The following is a 21901-nucleotide window of genomic DNA, read 5'->3' as shown; positions in this document are numbered from 1 at the left end:
AAGGGGGAATTTTTTATGCGAGCTACATATATTCAGGATGCAGCAGAGTGGATGGCAGGGTTTTCATTTTCTACAAAGGTAAAGGTACGATTTTCAGAAACAGATATGTACGGGCATGTAAACAATACAAAAGTATTTGCCTATTTCGAGTATGCACGTATCGAATATTTTAAAGCATTAGGATTTAATTTTACTGCTGGATCGGAAACAGGAAATATGCTCGTTGTGGCAGACATTCAGTGCGATTATTTGAAAGAAGTGTTCTTTGATGAAGAACTTACAATTTTTGTTAAAACGGCATCAATCGGCACATCTTCAATTGATTTGCATTATTTGGTGAAAAATGAAAAAGATGAAGTATGCTATACGGGGCGCGGAACGCTTGTACAATTGAGCAGTGACACGGGGAAAGGTGTCCCTCTACTGGAAGAGCAAAAAAAATTATTGCTTGGGAAATAGTTAAATGCCCTCACCCGCTTTGTATTTTCGACATAATGTACAAAGAAGAGGATAGGAGGGTGTTGCAAAATGAATCGTCCGCAGCATCGTTCGCTGTTAACAAAAAGAGAACGCGAGATTTTTGAGCTATTAATAAAGGACTATTCAACACGGGAAATATCAACGAAGCTAGGCATTAGTGAAAAAACCGTTCGTAATCATATTTCCAATACGATTCAAAAGCTGGGTGTATCAAGTCGTACGCAAGCGATTCTTGAGCTTTTGAGACTTCAGGAATTGTCAATATACTGATTCGATGCTTGCTATTTTATAAAAAAAACTTCAAAATAGAACTATGAAACGCATCGAGGAGTGAATGGAGTAGATGAAAGATCACAGCACACATAGCTCTGAATCTGTAGCAATCCTGGAAAAAGAACTGAGATATATTTCACACTTAATCAAACAAAAAGGTCGAGAAATTTTAAGCAATTATACGATTACGCCTCCGCAATTTATTGCATTGCAATGGTTGCATGAATCAGGTGATATGACGATCGGTGACTTGTCGACGAAAATGTATTTAGCATTTTCGACAACAACAGATTTAGTGGACCGGATGGAGAAAAATGAATTGGTACAGCGTGTACGTGACGAAAATGATCGACGTGTTGTACGGATTCATCTTTTACCTGAAGGCGAAAGAATTATCGAAGAAGTAATTTTTAAGCGTCAAAATTATTTGCGGGATATTACACAGGAATTTAACGCAGAAGAGTTTGAACAATTATCAAGAACATTACAAAAACTACATTTATTAATGAAATAGGATAGAGGCGGTACAAGTGAATGCCCCAATTGGTGTTATCGATTCCGGAGTTGGCGGATTAACAGTGGCAAAAGCGATTATGGAGCTTTTGCCAAATGAAACAATATATTATATAGGTGATACGGCGCGATGTCCTTACGGGCCACGCACAAAGCAAGAAGTCCGCAATTTTACATGGGAGATGGCAAAAGCGCTCGAAAAGATGAATGTGAAAATGCTTGTCATTGCATGTAATACTGCGACTGCCGTTGCATTGGAAAGTCTGCAAAAACATATGCCATTTCCGGTTTTAGGAGTTATTAATGCAGGGGCACGAGCGGCCATAAAAAAGACAAAGCGCAATGAAGTTGTCGTATTAGCGACAGAAGGCACGATCAAAAGTGGCGCATATGAAGAAGCGGTGAAATCATTGTCGACAAAAGCGAAAATAATTCCACTTGCCTGTCCTACATTTGTGCCACTCGTTGAAAGTGGCGAATACGAAGGCCAATTTTCGTATGATCTCGTTGCGAAAGGGTTAAAGCCGCTTGAAGATGAGCGATTTGATACAGTCATTTTAGGCTGTACACATTATCCTATTTTACAAAAGCAAATTGAGGCAGCAGTAGGCTCACAAGTTCATGTCCTGTCATCTGCCGAAGAAACGGCAAAAGATGTCGAAGCGATTTTAAGCTATACAGGACAATTACGAACAGATGAAGAACCGCCGAAGCATATTCTGCATGCATCTGGTTCCGTGCCGATTTTCCGTTCCATAGCAGAACGTTGGCTGGAAAAAGGTGAATTGGATATACGTAAAATTACATTCGAAAAATAGTTATTAGCTCAGATTAGGCATTTTGTCTAATTTGAGCTTTTTCCTTCTATGTCTTGCTTTTCTGCTTTAGACACTCCTTAAATTATGATAAGATAAGTGCGCGAACAAATTGAGGAGGTCACGAATGACTAGACATGACTTACGAGCTGTGAATGAATTACGTCCAGTTCAAATTGATAATAATTATTTAATGCATCCGGAAGGCTCGGTATTAATAACCGTTGGAAATACAAAGGTGATTTGTAATGCAACGATTGAAGAAAAAGTACCTGGTTTTTTACGTGGACAAGGTAAAGGTTGGATTACGGCTGAATATTCCATGCTACCACGCGCTACAGAGCAACGCACACGTCGTGAAAGCTCTGCAGGGAAGGTAAGTGGCCGCACGATGGAAATTCAACGCTTAATCGGCCGTGCATTACGTGCTGTCGTTGATTTAGAAGCTCTTGGTGAAAAAACGGTATGGATTGACTGTGACGTGATTCAGGCAGATGGTGGAACGCGTACGGCATCGATTACAGGTGCATTTGTAGCGATGACACAGGCAATTGCGAAATTAGGCATTGACAAGCCATTCGTGAAATTTCCAGTAACAGATTATTTAGCTGCAACAAGTGTCGGAAAACTAGAAAATATTGGCGCAGTTTTGGATTTAAACTATGTAGAAGACTCAGCTGCACAAGTCGATATGAACGTTATTATGACAGGTGCCGGCGAATTTGTGGAGTTACAAGGAACAGGCGAAGAAGCGACATTCAGCCGCTCAGAACTTAATGAATTACTCGATTTAGGAGAAGCCGGGATTGCGCAGCTAATCGAGATGCAGAAAACAGCACTAGGTGACATCGCGAACTTGATTGGAAAGGTGGAAGCATAATGAAACAAGTAGTAATCGCAACAAAGAACAAAGGAAAAGCGAAAGACTTTGAAGCACTATTCGGACCATTCGGCTATGAAGTTGTCACAATGTTTGAGGTTGCTCCAGATGTGGAAATTGAAGAGACAGGTACGACTTTTGAAGAAAACGCAATTTTAAAAGCGGAAACATTAGCGAAGATGCTCGGTCAAATCGTAATTGCTGATGACAGCGGTTTAGCGATCGATGCATTAAATGGTGAGCCTGGAGTGTTTTCAGCACGATATGCCGGTGATCATGACGATGAAGCAAATATGGTGAAAGTGCTGGAAAACATGAAGGACGTTCCGGAAGACCAGCGTACAGCCCGTTTCTGCTGTGCATTGGCGATTGCAGGTCCAAATATGGAAACGAAAACGGTATTTGGCACATGTGAAGGTATGATAGCGCATGGAAAGAAGGGAACAAACGGATTCGGTTATGACCCGATTTTTTATGTACCTGCATTGGAAAAGCATATGGCTGAGCTGTCTGCCGAAGAAAAAGGTGCCATTTCACACCGAGGCAATGCCATTCGTAAACTGGCGTTGCAGTTAGCGGAATTTCTGATATAACAATTCAGGCAATTCAGGCAATTGTTGGAAATTGTAAAAATTTGTTTAATAACGATTGAATTTTTATTTCAATGCTGTCACACTAAGAATAGAAATGTAAAGGATGTGGATACGAATGAAGCTATTGATTATGAGTGATACACATGGTGACGAGGAAATCATTGAACGTGTAAAGGGCTACCATCCAGATGCGTATAAAGTGATCCATTGTGGCGATAGTGAATTGCCGTATGCACATCCTCTTATGCAAGGGATAGAGTGTGTGAAAGGGAATTGTGATCATGACCAGAACTATTTGGAGGAGATGCTGTTTCAGGTAAATGGAGATCGTGTGTATGTGACACATGGGCATTTATACGATGTGAAAAACTCTCCGATGAAACTGATTTACCGCGCAAAGGAAGTCGGCGCACAAATCGTATGTTTTGGTCATTCACATATACTTGGCGCGGAATATATCGATGACATTTTATTTATTAATCCGGGTAGCTTACTGAAACCTCGACGGATAAAAGAAAAATCATTTGTCACCCTTACAACAACTCCAACGCATTTTACATTACAATGTTATGATGATAATAATAATTTGATTGATGAATTATTTTATGAGCGTTAATTATCAAAGTGAAGTCTTGATTTAAAGCGGACTTCACTTTTTTAATGAAGAATGTAGAGAACTGAAAATTATTTTAGTTAAATAATAATTTTTTTGAATTAGGTTGTTGACTTTAAAAGAAATCTACCATATAATAAAAAATGTCTTAATTACCAATTGGTGATGAAAAACATGTCTCAGTAGCTCAGCTGGATAGAGCAACGCCCTTCTAAGGCGTCGGTCGGGGGTTCGAATCCCTCCTGGGACGTACATAAAACCGTCAAACTTGAATTAAACAAGTTTGGCGGTTTTTTATTTCCTTAATGTAGTTGTTTACGTAAGAAAGTCCAATTTTATTTCAGCTTTATATTTTCTATATACAAATCAACATCTTTCATCAATTGTTTAAATAATATTCTATTTTTCTTTTTAATGTTTATTTTCTTTCTTGCAGCCTTTAAAGAGAATTCTTCATGAACAATACAACTTCTGAGATTCGCCAATAATTTAGTATTATTCTTAAAAATTAAGTTATCACCCAACTGTTCCTCTAGATCAAGAATTATATTGTTATCCGATTTATTTCTATATTTACGTTTGAAAATAACTTTATAAATTTCTTTTAACAGTTGTTCAATTAATGAATATAACTCAACTGTGAGCGTAGCGTATTTACGGTCTCTGCGCCGACCGTAAAATTCCTCCAATTCATAATCGCTTAATAGCTCCAGCCATTTAAAAGTACCCGATTTATTCGAAGTATTTTTTACAATTTGCTGAAATTCTTTTTCGATTAAACAAAGATCTGCAAATGCATGATCTTTTAATTTTTTGATTTCTTTCTTTTTACTCAACTAAAACACTCCTTCCATCGTTGGCTTTGAAAGCAAAGGGGAAGCTCAATCGCTCATCGCTCCCATTTGCAACAACTCTCCTATATTTCTTACCCGTAATTTTAAACTATCAACTATTTTTTTACTTCAACCTTCGCAACAGGAACTTAGCAATGTTCTAACCGTAGAATGTTTTATTTAATAGGGAACGTGGGAAAACACAATGAATAGGAGGGATCATGATGGATAATACTTTATTTGGCAATTCAAGTTTGAATGTTTCTAAATATGCTTTGGGCACTGTAATGTTCAGTACAAATGGCCTTGAAGGTGTGGGGGCTATGGATCAGGCAACCGCAAATTATATGGTGGATTACGCACTGGATCAAGGCATCAACCATTTTGATACAGCGAATATGTATGCGAAAGGTGATGCAGAAGTTATTTTTGGCAAAGCGATAAGAGATAAACGTTATGATATGATCATCAGCAGTAAAACAGGATTTCAGCTAATAGATAAACCAACCGATACGGGTGATTTAATCAACGTTGATTCATCCATAGATGCGCTATTAAAAAGACTTGGTACTGATTATATCGATCTATATTATGTACATTGTTGGGATGGTCAAGTACCAGTTAGCGAAACTGTCCAAGAGATGAATGACTTAATTAAGAAAGGGAAAATACGGCATTGGGGGGTATCGGATTACAGTGGCTGGGCGCTTGCGAAGACACATACATGGGCAGTAGAAAATAATATGATACCGCCAATTGCACAGCAAATCTATTACACTCCGGAATCACGTGAAGCAGAGTTTGAAATTTTGCCTGCAGGTAAAGAATTAGGCATGGCTAATAGTATTAGGTCTCCACTGGGTGTGTAGATTCAATTGTTTTGTCTGCAAGAACTAAAGAACAGTTACATGAAAACATTGCATCATATAGTTTAAAGTTAACAAAAGAGGGTATTACCCAAATTAATGATTTAACTGCACTTGAACCTATTTATCCATTGTGGCATCGCGCTATGAATTCATTAGATAGAGCTTCAAATGCAGAAAAGGTATATTTTGATGAATACATTAAGTTGATGGAAAGTAAAAACCGTTCGGCCCATAGTTAACGGAACCTTAGCAAAAGTGTAAACATTATTTTGGAAATCAAGGGGCAAGAAGCCAAGAAACGCTGTGAAGACATGCTTTCTTGGCTTTTTTGAATATAATTTATACATTATGTGGAGAAGGATTTCAAAATGTATCCATAACACACGTATATTGTGAAGATTTTCACTTATACTAACGTGGGAAAATGCTTATGTTATAGGATAAATAAAAGAAACAGATATTTGTGGTAATAAAATGGCGAATCAAGGGTAATTAAAGTGACATGGACATGCATTCAAATAAGAAGCATGGCATCTTGAGCAAACTGCGTTAATTGGAAAGGAAGGTACCTATGAATAAAAAATGGAACAAACAGTTTATTGGTGGCGAATGGAGAGAAGGAAACAGCGAAAGAGTTTACGTTGATCAGAATCCATATAATGAGGAAACGATTGCAGAAATCCGGTTGGCAAATGAAAAGGACATAGATGAGGCATATAAGGCTGCCAAAGACGCACAAGAAGAATGGGCGCAGGTCAATGCCTATCAAAGACAAGCAATCATAGAAAAAGCTGCACAAATTGTAGAACGACGTAGAGAAGAAATCGTGCAGATTTTAGTGGAGGAGAATGGGGCTTCCCATACAAAAGCGAACATTGAAATTAGTGGCGCCATTGGTATTATGAAAGAGTCTGCTACATTTCCTCTCCGGATGCATGGACAAATAATGCCATCCATTATTCCTGGGAAAGAGAACCGGGTATATCATAATCCTGCTGGGGTAGTGGGGATCATTAGTCCATTTAATTTCCCGTTTCATTTAACGATGCGTTCCCTTGCTCCTGCTTTGGCAACAGGCAATGGGGCTGTGCTTAAACCTGATTTGCAAACGATGATATCAGGCGGACTCATTCTAGGTGAAATTTTTGAAGAGGCTGGTATCCCTAAAGGATTACTAAATATTACGGTTTGCAGCTCATCAGAAATTAAAGATGCATTTGTTGAACATCCGATTCCTCAAATTATTTCTTTTACCGGTTCTACACAGGTAGGGCGACATATTGGGGAGCTTTGTGGAAGAAACCTGAAACGTGTCGCTCTGGAACTTGGCGGGAACAATGTCATGCTAGTTTTGAAAGATGCTGATGTTCAAAGAGCAGCTGCTTCTGCTGCCTTCGGTAAATTTTTAAACAGCGGACAAATTTGTATGTCGCTGAATCGGATTGTTGTTGAACGCCCGGTATACGAATCGTTTCTAAAAGCATTTGTGGATAGAGCATCCAAGATCAAATACGGGGATCCAAAAAATGATGATGTTGTAGTAGGTCCGCTTATTAATCATAAACAAATTGAACGGATTCAAAAGTTAATTGATCAAAGCATCGAGCAAGGAGCAGAATACGCCCTTAAAGGGGAAGTGAAAGGCAATGTGCTGGCTCCGACTATTTTGACGAATGTAACAAATGATATGCCGATAGCACAGGAAGAAATTTTTGGACCTGCTGTAGGTGTTATTGTTGTAGATAGTGAAGAGGAAGCGATCCGTGTTGCGAATAACAGTGACTATGGACTGAGCGGTGCTGTTCATGCCGGTACAACAGAACATGGCGTTGAAGTAGCGAAACAGATTATAACAGGAATGATTCACGTTAATGACCAGGGAGTCAATGATGAACCGATCATAGCCTTTGGTGGAGAGAAAGCTTCAGGGTTAGGCCGATATGGCGGCGAATGGGCAATCCATGAATTTACAACAACAAAATGGATTTCTGTACAGACAGACCCACGAGAGTATCCGTTTTAATAGCTGGAAAATGAGATTCTCATAAAGACACAAATAAAAGAGCAATTAATAAAATATATTTTATCGCGAGAATTTGTCCTAATCACAATTATGATTAGGACTTCTTTATTTTAAGAACGATTTTGAATGTTCATAAATAAGTAATTACGTATAAACTAAATAGAAAATAAAGAATAGAGAATAGAGCAAATTAATAAATAAATGAGAAATATAAATCATAGACATATAGAACTAATTTCCATTATCGTGTTATAATTGGATATGAAACAGAAGATCTATTAATTGGTAATTTAATTGTGAGGTACAAAATGAAGAAAACATCATTGTTACAAGAAGAAAAGCGTTCTACCATCCTATTTTTATGGTTATTCTATATTGTATTTTTTGTATATGACATATTATACTATGATTTTTTTCCAGCATTTCCGTGGCATGACGCGAATAATAAAAGTTTGATATGGTACAATTTTATGTATATAAAATATGGGCTTATACTTGGTTTAATTCCTTTATCTATATATTTAATTAAAAAAAATAAAACAGAATTTGTAAAGTATATAATATTTCTTGGTTATTTTCTTACTAATTTATTTTCAGATATTATGTATTACAAAGATAGTTCCCTAGCGTACACTAGTGGTAATCTAGTGGAAGTTATATTTATCTTATTCTCTCCTATATTTGTAACTAAGAGATTTACATATTATGTATCAATTGGTTTGATTGTAAAATATATTATAGTAGGAATAGTTATACAGGATCCGATAGTTATGTTTCCCATAATCATAATGATAGTGTGTTCATTTATTGCTTTTATACTGCTACATCGGATATTAAATTATATAAAAGCTTTGAAGAACTCATATGATGAACAATTGGAAGGCATTGTTAAAGGTGTCATTGCTACATTGGAATTGAAGGATCCATATACGCGTGGCCATAGTGAACGGGTTGCTGCTTATGCAATGAAAATGGCAGAAGCTACAGGGAAATTTAAACCATCTGAGTTAAATTATTTTTATTATGCCTGCCTATTACACGATATTGGAAAAGTTAGTATTCCAGACTCCATTTTGACAAAGCCTGGCATGTTGACGGACGAAGAATTTGATATAATTAAGACGCACCCTGTGGTTGGAGCAGAAGCTATCAGAGATGTTGAAGGAATTGCAGATAATATAGGAGTAATTTATCATCACCATGAAAGATGGGATGGAAAAGGTTATCCAAATGGACTATCAGGGGAAAATATCCCATTTTTAGCGAGAGTTACTGCGGTAGCCGATGCTTTTGATGCAATGACATCCTCTAGGTCTTATCGTCCTGCACTTCAGTTTGAAGTAGCATATCAACGAATTCTCGATGGTCAAGGAAGCCAATTCGATCCACAACTGGTAGAATTATTTAAACAGATTTATCCTGATTGGGTGCAAATTTCTAAAACTTATTGTAAAGGTGTAGACTTGAGAGGGGGGAAGAAGAGTGAAAATTCGTAAACTTAATAAAATCAAAGTAACTTGCTTTTGGTGTTTCCTTATTCCAAAATAAGTAGGTACATACTTAGGATGCTATAATTATAGCATCCTATTTTAAATTATAAGGAGGCTATATATTGAAGGTATCCTTGCAATCCGAAATAACGTTATATCCGTTAACCATTCGAGAAGATAAAAAACATTATATTGTAGAAGAGCCGATTTCAGGTGATTTTTTCGAATTGCCTGAGATAGGTGTGGATGCCATCAAACGTTTGGAACAAGGTGAGGAACTTGTTTCAATTGAACATGCATTAAAAACTTCATATCCAGATGAAGAAGTGGATATTATAGATTTTGTGGAGCAACTATTGGAGTTAGGACTTGTTCAAGAAGTGGATGGTATGCTCGTTAAGAAAGAGCAGTCTAAATCCACATCAGGTTCGGGTGGTTTCCTATGGATTCCGCATTCGGTGGGGCGCCTATTTTTTAATGGAGTGATGAACAAGATCTACTTGCTTTTGCTCGTAGCGAACATCGTCATGCTCATACTGAATCCGAATCTTTTCCCCCATTACAAAGATATATTTCTCTTTGATTCTATGATGCTAAATATTATAAGCTATTTATTTATATCTTTATTATTAATTTTAATACATGAATTTGGACATATCCTTGCCATTCGATCACATGACTTGCCGGCTAAATTGAGTATTGGAAATCGGCTGATATTTATTGTTTTTGAAACAGACCTCACTCAAGCTTGGAAGCTCGATCCAAAAAAGAGAAATATACTGTACCTTGCCGGACTGTCCTTTGAGCAAGTAATTCTTTTCCTTTCACTTGGTGCAATGCTTCTTTTTCCGGATGCGGGCATTATAGGAATTCTCGGGATCATCGTTTTGGATATTTTCATTAAATTTATCTATCAATGCTGTTTCTATATGAAAACCGATGTTTATTATGTTGTGGAAAATATAACAGGCTGTTATAATTTGATGGAAAACGGCAAAATCTATTTGAACTCCAGATTTAAGAAACGACGAAAAGATGTGGAAATTAATAAAGAGATGTTCCAGGGAGAATGGAACTTGATCCGTCTGTATAGTGTGTTTTACATAGTTGGAATTGTTTTAACATTAATTTTGGCCGTGTTGTATTTTGTACCGCAGCTTTATTACACTTATACTACTATTTATTTAAATCTTCTCGGAACAGGCGATCGTGCCGCGTTTTGGGATGCCATTGCATTTTTGATCATGACAATGCTCATGCTTGTTCTGCTGATGTATGTTGCAAATAAACAAAGGCATGAGAACAGTTAGCTTATATATTATAAAATGCCTTGCAGGTATGCTCTGCAGGGCATTTTTTTATTTTATAAAATAAGTTATTTTCCAAACATATGACATTCAACCTAATCTAAGATAAATAAAATTAATTTAATGGGAGTTAAATATTTTACTGTAGGAGTAATTTCCTATTATAATTGAACTAAAATATTCTTCATAAGGGAGCTTCTACAAGATGAAAACTTTTCCGCCTAACAATAGCACGACACAAATTTTAAATGAAACATCTGTATTGACTGCACTTGAATCAAATTTGGCCATGATAGAATTTAACCTAAACAAAGAGGTTATTTGGGTAAATGAAAATTTCGCTAAAACATTAGGATATACAGTAGGTGAAATGAAAAAGATGGTACATAAAGAGTTTTGTACACTTGATTTCAGAAACAGTAGCGCCTATGAAGAATTATGGGATTGTCTTGGTAAAGGGGAAAAGTATCAGGGCAAAATCCAAAGGGTTGGGAAAACGGGGAATCTACTTTGGTTGGAGGCTACCTATATTCCAATTATGGATGACGAAGGGCAAGTAGATGCTGTACTTAAAATTGCAACTAATATTACAGAGCGGGAAAATAGCACAATAAAAATTACTTCTCAATTAAAGGAAATGCCAACAGAGTTAGTAAATCTTGTTGTTGAAAATTCAATGGAAAAAATACAAGCAATTAAATCATTGGAGCAACAAATTGATTTGATTACTGATACGACTAAAATTATCCGTAATATTTCAATGCAAACGAATGTACTTGCCTTAAATGCTGCAATCGAAGCAGCCCGTGTAGGAGAGCAGGGACGAGGTTTTAAAGTTGTGGCAGATGAAGTTCGGAAATTGGCCAGCAATGTTGATCATGCCATTAAAAATGTGAATACGAACATAGAAAATATTACAAGTGAAGCTTTAAAAGTCAGTAAAATAACAGATGATCTACAAAGAACCGTCTCAGAAACTCAATCAAAGTTTAGTAAGACTATTGAAGAATTTGAAGGGGTTATTAAATAATATTACGATAAAAAAAGACATTCAGAATGGGAGAATGTCTTTTTAGTTTTATTTAAAACGTGAATCATCTTTATCATGCCGTTTTATCTAGCGGTCTTCCCCGATAAATGCTGTAAATATCTGAAATTTTAAATTATTTTAAAAACCTACTTGACGAATAAGAATTAAATCGGTACGATACTGTTAATACATTTAAAGTTAAGTAGTTTACTAGGTATTGGATAAATAAACTGCTCCTTTAAAGAAAAATTTAATAAAGTGCTGATTAGACAACTAAAGGCGCTAAAAATACATTCCTCTCACCAAACATATTGGAGGAGGCTGTATTTTTAGTGCCTTTTCATTTTATCTTTTGTTAAAAGCGGTTGTCTTGGAAGGAGGAAACTAAACAAAAGAGGGTATCAACAATGTTTGAATAGCACTTGAATGTCAAATAAACGGTTAACTTAAATAAATAATGAAAAGGGAGCGATATATATGGGAAATCCAACAATTCATCCGACAGGGGCAACAGTTTACAATCCTGAAAAGGCGGCAAGCGGTTATACAATTTTTCAGGCAGCAAATGAAGGGGCATTACTGATTGATATGAACGGGAAAGAAGTTCATTTATGGAAAGGGCTACGAGGCTTCCCGAACAAAGTATTTCCAGGTGGTTTTGTACTTGGGCACACGTTTAATCGTGATCCGCAGTATGGTTTCCAGGATGAGGGCGATTTAGTACAAATTGATTTTGAAGGTAATGTTGTATGGAAATTTGACAAACATCAATATATTGAAGATCCGGGCAAGGAAGCAAGATGGTATGCACGAGCACACCACGACTACCAGCGTACTGGCAGCCCTGTAGGTTATCCGGCACCAGGTCAGGAGCCGCAAACAACAGGTGGAAATACATTGATTTTAGTTCACCGTGATGTAGCGAACGAAAAAATTTCCAAACACCCATTATTGGATGATGCATTTATTGAGGTCGATTGGGAAGGCAATATCGTATGGGAATGGAACGCACATGAGCATTTCGATGAGCTTAATTTTAGTGAGGAAGCAAAAAAGGCGATTTATGAAGAACCGAATCGACGTTTCTTCGGTAATCATTCAGGCGACTGGCTTCACATTAATTCCATTTCATTAGTTGGTCCGAATCGCCATTATGATAATGGTGATGAGCGTTTCCATCCGGACAATATTATATGGGATGCGCGTGAGGCAAATATTATCGCAATTACAAGCAAAGAGACAGGGAAAATCGTATGGCAACTTGGACCGGATTATGACACACCGGAGACGAAACATTTAGGATGGATTATCGGACAACATCATGCACATATCATTCCAAAAGGTTTGCCAGGAGAGGGGAATGTTTTAGTATTTGACAACGGAGGCTGGGGAGGATACGGCGCACCGAATCCAAACTCGGTTGATGGCAATAAAGTGGCAATCCGCGACCATTCCCGCATTTTGGAAATCGATCCGATTACACTTGAAATTGTATGGCAATATACTGGGCATGAAGCGAAGTATTCAGTACCAACAGATTCCTATAAATTCTACAGTCCTTATATTAGTTCGGCACAGCGTTTGGAAAATGGCAATACGCTTATTACAGAAGGTTCGAATGGCCGAATTTTTGAAGTAACGGCAGACCACGAAATTGTTTGGGAATATATTTCTGCCTATAAAAATGAACGAGGGTCAAATATGGTCTATCGCGCATACCGTGTGCCGTACAACTGGGTACCACAATTGGAAACACCGGTTGAAGTAGAGATCAAGCCAATTGATGTAAAAGATTTCCGTGTGCCAAATGCGGCAGAAGGCGGTGCACATTCGGTTGCTGAAATTAAAGAAGCTTTTTCTTATGGTGAAGGTGCGCTTTGCGTTGCTCGTTATGATGAGACAGTGGCGAAGAAAATTACAACTTGAATTTTTGAACATAATTCCTAGTATAAAAATAAAAATAGTTAGTTAGTGGAAAGAGTGAAAATATGAAACTAAAAAGTACGATACATCTACTGCTCTTATTAGTAACAGCGCTTATATTGGCGGCGTGCGGGAATGATGCAAATTCAGCCAATGCTGATGGCAAAACAATTCGGGCAGCAATCGATACAGCAGCAGGGGGGTCGTTCCAAATCCGGACAGCTGCTGCAAACAATTATTTTGCGGATCGAGAATTGAATGTAGAGCTTTCCAATTTTGCCTACGGAATCGATACTGTGAACGCTGTTTTGACAAAGCAGGCAGATACAGGTTTGGCGGCAGATTATGCATTACTGAACTCGCTAGGTAAAGGTGATTTCGTCGTCGTTTCATCACTGACAGGGAGCGATGAGCATTTCAACTCTGTCAGTCTGTCTGAAATTCTAGCAGTGAAGGGAATAGAGGTACCGGCGGATATTAAAGGGAAAAAAATTGGTGTTGCAAAAGGAACTGTTTCTGAATACCAATGGGCTAAATACTTGGAGCACTACAGTATTAGCGAGGACGAAATTAAATATATACCGTACAGTACTCCTGATGAAGCAATAGTCGGAATGAAAAAAGGGGATATCGATGTCGTTATTGGAACGGGTGCCTTAATAGAGAAATTCAAAAATATTGATGGTGTGCATGAAATCGACCGATTGAGTTCTGTACCTGATTTAAGTGTATCGAGCTATTTAATTGTGGACCGAAAATTTGCAGAAGCAAATTCAGAAGAAATCGGGAAGTTCCTTGAAGGCATTGAACAAGGAATTGAATATGTAAAGGGGAACCCGGAAGGTACTGCGGACATCGGCTACAAAGAGCTGAAAATCACAAAAGAAGACATACTGCTTGATTTAAAACGAGTGAACTATACGCTCGGTTTTACGAAAGAAGACTATACACATTTATCAAAGATGAAAGCGTATTTGCTGGAGCGCGGTATTTTGGATGAAGATTTTAATTTGGATGAAAAGCTGTATCTAGATCCGGCGAAGCAAGTATTGAAAGACAAGGTAACTTACTAACTAAGGGGGAAAAGGCAATGCTGAACACGATAACAGAAGAAGCAATTGTAATTAAGAATGGTGCCAAAACATTTCAAACAGATATTGAAAATCCGACATATGTATTAAAAAATGTAGATTTATCGATTAAAAAGGGCGAGTTTTATGTACTTCTCGGTCCAAGTGGCTGCGGTAAATCAACACTGCTGAATATTATTGCGGGATTTTTGGATTTGTCAGTTGGCGAATTGCACATTGTGACTTCTCGTGAAGAAAACCGAGATGGACGCGGTTTCGTTTTTCAGTCAGCGGATTCAGCATTGTTCCCTTGGTTAACTGTTGAGGAGAATATTTCATTTGGCTTAAAAATGAAGAAGGTGCCTCCAGAAAAGCGAAAAAAGATAGCCAATACTTTCATAAAGCTAACGGGTTTACTTGGCCATGCAAAAAAGTTTCCAGATAATTTGTCAGGCGGGATGAAGCAGCGCGTTCAGCTTGCCCGTGTTTTGGCAAATGAGCCGGAAATCTTATTAATGGATGAACCGTTTGGGGCACTTGATGCAATGACACGACGAACGATGCAAAATGAGCTCATACGAATTTGGAAAGAAACAAATAAAACCGTTATCTTTGTGACACATGACATTCAGGAAGCGATTCTTTTAGGTCAGAAGATTGGCATAATGTCTGTCGGTCCGAATTCGCGGATCGAGACGGCTTATGACGTAAAGCTGCCTTATCCTCGTGATATAACAAGTATTGATTTTAACAATCATTATAAGCAAGTTCAGACACATTTTGAGGACTTTTCGATTTAATAAAAGCTTTGTTTAGAATAATAGGAGGCAGGTTATGACGACAATTGAACTGAAAAAAGGACAGCAAGTGGCGCCTGTCGTAAAGGTAAAGAAAAAAAGCATAATCGGTAAATTGATTTTACAGTCCGGTATGATTGGCTGGTTATTTATTCTACTTATATGGCAAATTGCATCGATGTTTTCCGAACCGATGTTTTTGCCAAGCCCCTATTTAACATTGATTGGGGCGATTGAAATTGCCAGTGATGGGACATTGTTTCTATATATGGGCTACAGTTTTTTACGGGTGCTGGCTGGATGGACACTCGGGTTGTTAATTGCTGTACCATTTGGCCTTCTTATTGGAACGAACAAGTTTGTGCGGGCACTGTTTGAACCGGTCATTAACTTTGTGCGCTTCATCCCGCCACTTGCTTTCATTACTTTATTTATGCTGTGGTTTGGGATTGGCGAACAGTCAAAAGTATTTTTAATTGTCTATGCAACATTTTTTGTCATCACCATTAATACATTAACAGGGGTCCTATCTATTTCAAATGATAAATTATTATCTGCTAAAAGTATGGGGGCTTCAAAGTTTCAAACGCTTATTTACGTTGTAATTCCGGCCACAATACCGTACATATTTACAGGTGCGAAGCTTGCGATGGGATCGTCGTTCATGGCGATTGTCGGGGCGGAAATGGTTGCGGCAAATGAAGGAATCGGTTTTATGATCTGGAATGCTCGACTATATTTTAAAACAGACTGGATTTTTGTGGGTCTTGTCGTTCTTGGATTAATGGGCTTTATTATGGACCGTATTTTCGCATATGCCGGACGCAAGCTGCTTGGTCGTTATAAAGTTGTGTAACAAAAAATAAGCTAAACAAATATGTTTAGCTTATTTTTATGAAAGGCTATTTCTGTTTAACGTAATGAAATAATAATAAATTTGCACTATTAAACTAATTATTCATATTTTTTTACTTGGTTTTATTGATTTGTAGAAAATTTCCATGTATCATATGGTTTATTATACAAATATTGGACTTTTGTTTTTGTAAAGGGGAGTAAATTAATGGGGAAAGTATATATTGTTGGGGCAGGGCCTGGTGATGTCGATTTAATCACAGTAAAAGGCTTACGCTGTATACAAGAAGCAGACGTAATTTTATATGACCGGTTAATTAACAATGAGCTGCTATCATATGCAAAGCGCGGCGCACAGTTGATATTCTGCGGGAAATTGCCGAACCGTCATGCGATGATTCAGGAAAATATTAACCTTTCTTTAGTTCATCATGCTTTACAAGGTAAAACGGTAACCCGATTAAAAGGCGGCGATCCATTCGTTTTTGGACGTGGTGCTGAAGAAGCGGAAGTATTAGCGGAAAATGGCATTCCTTTTGAAATCGTGCCGGGAATTACATCAGGCATTGCAGCACCAGCCTATGCAGGGATACCGGTTACTCATCGCGATTTAGGCTCCAGTTTTGCGATTGTCACAGGACATATGCGTGAAGGAAAGGACGATTCCATTCAATGGGAGAGTTTGGCAAAAGGCATAGATACGCTAGCCATATACATGGGGATAGGCAATTTACCATATATTTGCCGGCAACTTTTAACATTTGAACGTGATGCTTCTACACCCGTCGCATTAGTACATATGGGGACTTATGCACAACAGCAGACGATTACAGGGACATTAGGAACGATTGTTGAGATTGCTAAAGTAAACGATATAAAAAATCCGAGCATGATTATCGTGGGTCAGGTCGTGGCATTACGTGAAAAAATAGCATGGTATGAGCAAACAGTACAACAGGATAAAAGAATAAAGGAAAAAATTGTGTAAAGCAGGTGAGTACGATGAGGGCAATTTTGTATGTAGGGCACGGTACACGCTTGAAAAAAGGCGCAGATGAGGCAATACAGTTTCTAGAAAAAACAAAATCTTATGTAGAAACAGAAATTCAGGAAACTGCCTTTTTGGAACTAGTAGAGCCTAATATTCTGGAAGGTGTTGCAAAATGTGTCAATCAAGGTGCAACACATATATCGGTTGTCCCGATTTTATTATTAACGGCTCAGCATGCCAATGAAGATATACCAGCTGAAATTAAGATTGCGAAAGAACGTTATCCGCACGTAACCTTTTCAACCGGGCGCCCATTTGGAATTCATCCAGCTTTAATTGAGACAGTTTATGAAAGAATTGTTGAACAACAGATGCCGATTAATGCTGACGCAGAAGTTTTATTAATCGGCAGAGGAAGCAGCGATATTGCCGTTGTAAGAGATATGGCGAGAATCAGTGAACAGCTAAAGGAAACTTACGGCTTCCGAGAAGTAAAATCTTGCTTTTTATATGGGGCAGGTCCGTCTTTTGATCAGACATTAGTTGAACTGAAATCCAAGCAGACGAAGCAAGTTTTTATTGTACCTTATTTATTGTTTTCGGGACTTTTAAGTGTAGGAATCGAAAAAAGAATTCGGACGCTTGACCTAGATTCATCTTCCGTAATTTTATGCAACCATTTAGGCTACAACGAAAAAGTTCGGAATGTTTTGCTGGAAAGAGTGCAAGAGGTCATCTGAAAATTAGGAGGCATTTAGTCATGACGAAATCAAATGATATTAACCAAACGATTGAGAAGATTAAAGATACGGTTGCATCAGTGAAATATGGAACAGTGACGTTAGTTATTCAGGACGGTCATGTTGTACAAATTGAAAAAAATGAAAAAATCAGATTGAAATAAAACACAATTCGCGAGGTGGAAGTTTTGACGTTAAATCTGCATAATAGCCCATTTTCCGAGGCACAGACAAAATTAATCAATGAGCTTTATCCAACATTAACGGACTATCAAAAAGTTTGGTTAAATGGTTATTTAAGTGCAATACAAACAATAGGAGATTCCAATCAGCCGCTTGAAGTAACGGTTACAGAACAAGGGCAAACCGTTTCAGTGCTGGAGGCAGTCAAACAGGAAGCAACCATTTTATACGGTTCGCAAACAGGCAATGCACAACAAGTTGCAGGTAAATTGAAAACGGCTTTAGAGTCACAGGGGGTCGAGGTCGTTCTGTCTGCAATGTCTGATTTTAAAACAAATAATCTGAAAAAACAGAAAAATATTTTCATCATAACAAGTACACATGGCGAAGGTGATCCACCGGATAATGCAATCTCCTTCCATAGCTTCCTATATGGAAAGCGAGCACCGAAACTGGAGGATGTATCTTTTTCCGTTCTCTCGTTAGGCGATAGCTCATATGAATTTTTCTGCAAAACGGGACTTGATTTTGATGAACAACTAGAAAAATTAGGTGGTAAACGGATTGTTCCGCGTGTCGATTGTGACTTGGATTATGATGATCAAGTTTCACAGTGGATTGGACAGGTCGTGGAAGCAATGGCGCAAAATACGCCGAGCAAACAACTGGAATTTCAAAATATACCGGTTGCGGTAGCTGCTGGTGAAAAATCGGCCTATGACAAAAATAATCCTTTTTATGCGGAAGTACTGGAAAGCATCAATTTAAATGGTCGCGGGTCGAATAAGAAGACTCAACATTTGGAGCTTTCATTGGAAGGATCCGGTTTGACATATGAACCGGGCGATAGCGTCGGCATTCTTCCTGAAAATGATGCAAATTTGGTAACTGCATTACTATTATCGCTTGGCTTTGAAGGCTCGGAAGTAGTGACGGTGAAAAATCATTCTAAAACATTGAATGAAGCACTCACTTCACATTTTGAAATTACTGTACTGACAAAGCCATTACTGCAAAAGCTGGCTGTCTTTTCAGAAAACGATAGGCTTGAGGCATTGCTGGAGGATGATTCGAAGCTAAAGGAATATGTTTATGGACGAGATTTGCTGGATGTTGTGCAAACTTTTGGACCTTTCAACTGGAATGCCCAACAGTTTGTTGATCAGCTCCGGAAAAATCCGGTACGCCTGTATTCCATTGCAAGCAGTCAAAAGGCAAATGAAGACGAAGTTCATTTAACAATCGGTAAAGTTTTCTATGAAGTAGATGAACGTGAACGTTTAGGCGTTGTGTCTGGGCAAGTGGCAGAGCGAATTGAAATTGGAGATAAGATTCCGATTTATATTCATAAAAATCCGAATTTCCGTCTGCCGGAAAATGCGCAAACACCAATTATTATGATTGGTGCGGGTACTGGGATTGCCCCTTACCGTTCATTTTTGGAGGAACGTGCTGAAGCAGGAATCGAAAGCAATGCATGGCTGTTCTTCGGAGATCAGCATTTTGTTACGGATTTCTTGTATCAGACTGAGCTGCAGCGCTGGCTGAAAGATGGTACATTGACGAAATTATCTGTAGCCTTTTCACGTGATACAGAACAGAAAGTCTATGTACAGCATCGTCTGCTTGAAAATGCTGAAGAAGTATATCGATGGTTAAATGAAGGTGCGGTCATCTACGTATGTGGTGATGAGAAATATATGGCGCATGATGTGGATCAAACATTGCGCAAAATTGTTGCGGAACAGGGCAGCAAAACGGAAGAAGAAGTTACATTATTTTTTAATGAGCTAAAAAGTCAAAAACGTTATCAGCGAGACGTATATTAAACCATTTTTTTTGTTATGGACCGTTAATTTTAATAGAGATAGGAGATAGGCATATGAGTCAGAAAATCGTACTTCCCCCACAGCCGGGTAAACCGAATGATGTCGAACGTATTAAAGACGAAAGTAATTATTTGCGGGGAACTTTAGAAAAAACAATGCAGTATCCAATTAGTTCAGGAATTCCGGATGATGATAACCGTCTCATGAAATTCCATGGCAGCTATTTGCAGGATGACCGGGATTTACGTACAGAACGAGAAAGACAAAAGCTGGAGCCAGCTTACCAATTTATGGCCCGTGTCCGAACTCCGGGTGGTGCCGCAACATCAGAACAATGGCTTGTAATGGATGAGATGGCGGAAAAGTACGGGAATGGGTCACTAAAACTAACGACACGTCAGGCATTCCAGGTACATGGCATTCTGAAATGGAATGTCAAAAAGTATATGCAGGAAATTCACGAAGTGCTGCTTGATTGTATCGCGGCATGCGGTGATGTAAACCGTAATGTAATGTGTAATGTAAATCCGAATCAATCGGCATTTCATGAAGAAGTGTATAATTGGTCCGCGAAGTTAAGTGAACATTTATTGCCTCGTACTCGTGCATACCATGAATTATGGCTGGACGGAGAAAAAGTTTATGATGGTATACAGGATACAGAAGTTGAACCGGTTTACGGCGCACTGTATTTGCCACGTAAATTTAAAATCGGTATTGCCGTTCCACCGAGCAATGATATTGATGTATTTTCACAGGATATTGGTTTTATTGCCATTGTCGAGAATGGCGAGCTACTGGGCTTTAATGTCGCGGTCGGCGGCGGGATGGGTATGACGCATGGCGATAAGGAAACATACCCGCAATTAGGCCGTTTAATTGGTTATATTCCAAAGGACCGTCTGCTTGAAACTGCGGAGAAAATCTTAACAATCCAACGTGATTACGGGAATCGGGCAGAACGTAAAAAGGCCCGCTTTAAATATACGGTAGATGCAAAAGGTTTGGATTTTATTAAACAAGAGCTGAATCATCGTTTAGGGTGGGAGCTTGAACAAGTAAGACCGTACACATTCAGTCGTACAGGAGATGAGTACGGATGGATAAAAGGAGAAAATGGAAAATGGCACTTTACGTTATTTATCCAAAATGGACGAATTAAAGATTTTGAAGATTACCAGTTAAAAACCGGCTTGCGTGAAATTGCCAAAGTTCATTCAGGGGTGTTTCGTTTAACTCCAAACCAGAACCTTCTGATTGCAGATGTAGCGCCTCAGAAAAAAACGGTCATTGATAAACTGTTGAAGGCTTACAACATAACGGACGGTGCGCATTATTCTGCACTGCGCCGCAATTCGATTGCCTGTGTCTCATTGCCGACTTGCGGCCTGGCAATGGCAGAAGCAGAGCGTTATTTGCCTTCATTAATTACGAAAATTGATGAAATACTGGCAGATAACGGGCTGCGTGAAACCGAGATCGGTATTCGTATGTCAGGATGTCCGAACGGCTGTTCACGTGCAGCAATGGGCGAGATCGGCTTTATCGGAAAAGGACCCGGCAAGTACAATCTATACTTGGGCGGTGATTTTAAAGGACAGCGCTTAAACAAAATCTACAAAGAAAATATCGGTGAAGAAGAAATCTTAAATACTCTTTCGCCAATTTTTTCTGAATATGCAAAAGAGCGATTCGAAGGTGAACATTTCGGTGACTTTACAATTCGTAAAGGTTATGTAGAAGCAGTAACGGATGGCCGACAATTTCATGGAATGAGCGAAGTGAAAAGTTGAC

At 38.4% G+C, this 21901-nt stretch carries 21 protein-coding genes, 1 tRNA gene and 1 pseudogene; 22 read left to right on the top strand and 1 reads right to left on the bottom strand.

Annotated features, from left to right (window positions below; translation table 11 throughout):
* The first annotated feature begins 15 nt into the window (after positions 1 to 15).
* The 8 genes from MHB58_RS13845 (at position 16) to MHB58_RS13810 (ending at position 4417) form a co-directional block, all read left to right on the top strand.
* Positions 16 to 459 carry an acyl-CoA thioesterase gene (locus MHB58_RS13845; protein ID WP_008405040.1) on the top strand — a complete coding sequence of 148 codons (444 nt, stop codon included), beginning with the start codon at positions 16 to 18 and terminating at the stop codon, positions 457 to 459.
* Positions 460 to 528: 69 nt separating this feature from the next.
* Positions 529 to 750, top strand: coding sequence for a helix-turn-helix domain-containing protein (locus MHB58_RS13840; protein WP_008405041.1), 222 nt, complete (start codon positions 529 to 531; stop codon positions 748 to 750).
* 73 nt (positions 751 to 823) lie between these two features.
* A complete protein-coding gene (locus MHB58_RS13835) occupies positions 824 to 1267 on the top strand; it encodes a MarR family winged helix-turn-helix transcriptional regulator (protein WP_008405042.1) in 444 nt (147 codons plus the stop codon).
* 16 nt (positions 1268 to 1283) lie between these two features.
* Positions 1284 to 2084, top strand: coding sequence for a glutamate racemase (gene racE / locus MHB58_RS13830; RefSeq protein WP_014823166.1), 801 nt, complete (start codon positions 1284 to 1286; stop codon positions 2082 to 2084).
* A gap of 124 nt (positions 2085 to 2208) precedes the next feature.
* On the top strand, positions 2209 to 2961 hold the full coding sequence (gene rph / locus MHB58_RS13825; protein WP_087615823.1) for a ribonuclease PH: 753 nt from the start codon (positions 2209 to 2211) through the stop codon (positions 2959 to 2961).
* Entirely contained in the window at positions 2961 to 3554 is a 594-nt protein-coding gene (locus MHB58_RS13820; RefSeq protein ID WP_340735439.1) for an XTP/dITP diphosphatase, read from the top strand. Before rph ends, MHB58_RS13820 begins: the two co-directional genes overlap by 1 nt.
* A 115-nt stretch (positions 3555 to 3669) precedes the next feature.
* Positions 3670 to 4170 (top strand): YfcE family phosphodiesterase, encoded by a 501-nt coding sequence (locus MHB58_RS13815; protein ID WP_008405046.1) that lies wholly within the window; start codon positions 3670 to 3672, stop codon positions 4168 to 4170.
* Positions 4171 to 4343: 173 nt separating this feature from the next.
* Positions 4344 to 4417, top strand: a tRNA-Arg gene (locus MHB58_RS13810).
* Positions 4418 to 4502: 85 nt separating this feature from the next.
* Here MHB58_RS13810 and MHB58_RS13805 read toward each other — a convergent pair.
* Positions 4503 to 5003, bottom strand: coding sequence for a nucleoside-diphosphate sugar epimerase (locus MHB58_RS13805; RefSeq protein ID WP_340735438.1), 501 nt, complete (start codon positions 5001 to 5003; stop codon positions 4503 to 4505).
* A 221-nt stretch (positions 5004 to 5224) separates the two neighbouring features.
* Between MHB58_RS13805 and MHB58_RS13800 the strand changes: the two are divergent.
* The 14 genes and pseudogenes from MHB58_RS13800 (at position 5225) to cysI (ending at position 21900) form a co-directional block, all read left to right on the top strand.
* Positions 5225 to 6108: pseudogene (locus MHB58_RS13800) on the top strand (aldo/keto reductase).
* Between the two features lie 332 nt (positions 6109 to 6440).
* On the top strand, positions 6441 to 7892 hold the full coding sequence (locus tag MHB58_RS13795; protein ID WP_340735437.1) for an aldehyde dehydrogenase family protein: 1452 nt from the start codon (positions 6441 to 6443) through the stop codon (positions 7890 to 7892).
* A gap of 308 nt (positions 7893 to 8200) precedes the next feature.
* Entirely contained in the window at positions 8201 to 9388 is a 1188-nt protein-coding gene (locus MHB58_RS13790) for an HD-GYP domain-containing protein (RefSeq protein ID WP_014823184.1), read from the top strand.
* Between the two features lie 116 nt (positions 9389 to 9504).
* Positions 9505 to 10692 (top strand): PqqD family protein, encoded by a 1188-nt coding sequence (locus tag MHB58_RS13785; RefSeq protein ID WP_340735436.1) that lies wholly within the window; start codon positions 9505 to 9507, stop codon positions 10690 to 10692.
* Between the two features lie 202 nt (positions 10693 to 10894).
* Positions 10895 to 11719 carry a methyl-accepting chemotaxis protein gene (locus MHB58_RS13780; RefSeq protein WP_014823186.1) on the top strand — a complete coding sequence of 275 codons (825 nt, stop codon included), beginning with the start codon at positions 10895 to 10897 and terminating at the stop codon, positions 11717 to 11719.
* A gap of 477 nt (positions 11720 to 12196) precedes the next feature.
* A complete protein-coding gene (locus MHB58_RS13775; protein WP_014823187.1) occupies positions 12197 to 13645 on the top strand; it encodes an aryl-sulfate sulfotransferase in 1449 nt (482 codons plus the stop codon).
* A gap of 62 nt (positions 13646 to 13707) precedes the next feature.
* Complete coding sequence (locus MHB58_RS13770) at positions 13708 to 14715, top strand: ABC transporter substrate-binding protein (RefSeq protein ID WP_340735435.1); 1008 nt, start codon at positions 13708 to 13710, stop codon at positions 14713 to 14715.
* Between the two features lie 17 nt (positions 14716 to 14732).
* Positions 14733 to 15512 (top strand): ABC transporter ATP-binding protein, encoded by a 780-nt coding sequence (locus MHB58_RS13765; RefSeq protein WP_008405062.1) that lies wholly within the window; start codon positions 14733 to 14735, stop codon positions 15510 to 15512.
* A gap of 34 nt (positions 15513 to 15546) precedes the next feature.
* Positions 15547 to 16365 (top strand): ABC transporter permease, encoded by an 819-nt coding sequence (locus MHB58_RS13760; protein ID WP_340735434.1) that lies wholly within the window; start codon positions 15547 to 15549, stop codon positions 16363 to 16365.
* Between the two features lie 207 nt (positions 16366 to 16572).
* Entirely contained in the window at positions 16573 to 17352 is a 780-nt protein-coding gene (cobA, locus tag MHB58_RS13755) for a uroporphyrinogen-III C-methyltransferase (RefSeq protein ID WP_340735433.1), read from the top strand.
* A gap of 14 nt (positions 17353 to 17366) precedes the next feature.
* A complete protein-coding gene (locus tag MHB58_RS13750; RefSeq protein WP_340735432.1) occupies positions 17367 to 18095 on the top strand; it encodes a sirohydrochlorin chelatase in 729 nt (242 codons plus the stop codon).
* 20 nt (positions 18096 to 18115) lie between these two features.
* On the top strand, positions 18116 to 18259 hold the full coding sequence (locus MHB58_RS13745) for a YezD family protein (RefSeq protein ID WP_087615844.1): 144 nt from the start codon (positions 18116 to 18118) through the stop codon (positions 18257 to 18259).
* A 24-nt stretch (positions 18260 to 18283) separates the two neighbouring features.
* Positions 18284 to 20107: an assimilatory sulfite reductase (NADPH) flavoprotein subunit gene (locus tag MHB58_RS13740; RefSeq protein WP_340735431.1), complete on the top strand. Its 1824-nt coding sequence runs from the start codon at positions 18284 to 18286 to the stop codon at positions 20105 to 20107.
* 53 nt (positions 20108 to 20160) lie between these two features.
* Positions 20161 to 21900 carry an assimilatory sulfite reductase (NADPH) hemoprotein subunit gene (cysI, locus tag MHB58_RS13735; RefSeq protein WP_340735430.1) on the top strand — a complete coding sequence of 580 codons (1740 nt, stop codon included), beginning with the start codon at positions 20161 to 20163 and terminating at the stop codon, positions 21898 to 21900.
* The last annotated feature ends 1 nt before the right edge of the window (position 21901 follow it).

This window comes from Solibacillus sp. FSL K6-1554 (assembly GCF_038005185.1).
GTDB lineage: Bacteria > Bacillota > Bacilli > Bacillales_A > Planococcaceae > Solibacillus > Solibacillus silvestris.
Note: the sequence above shows the minus strand (reverse complement) of the source record. Positions and strands in the feature narration are given on the sequence as shown.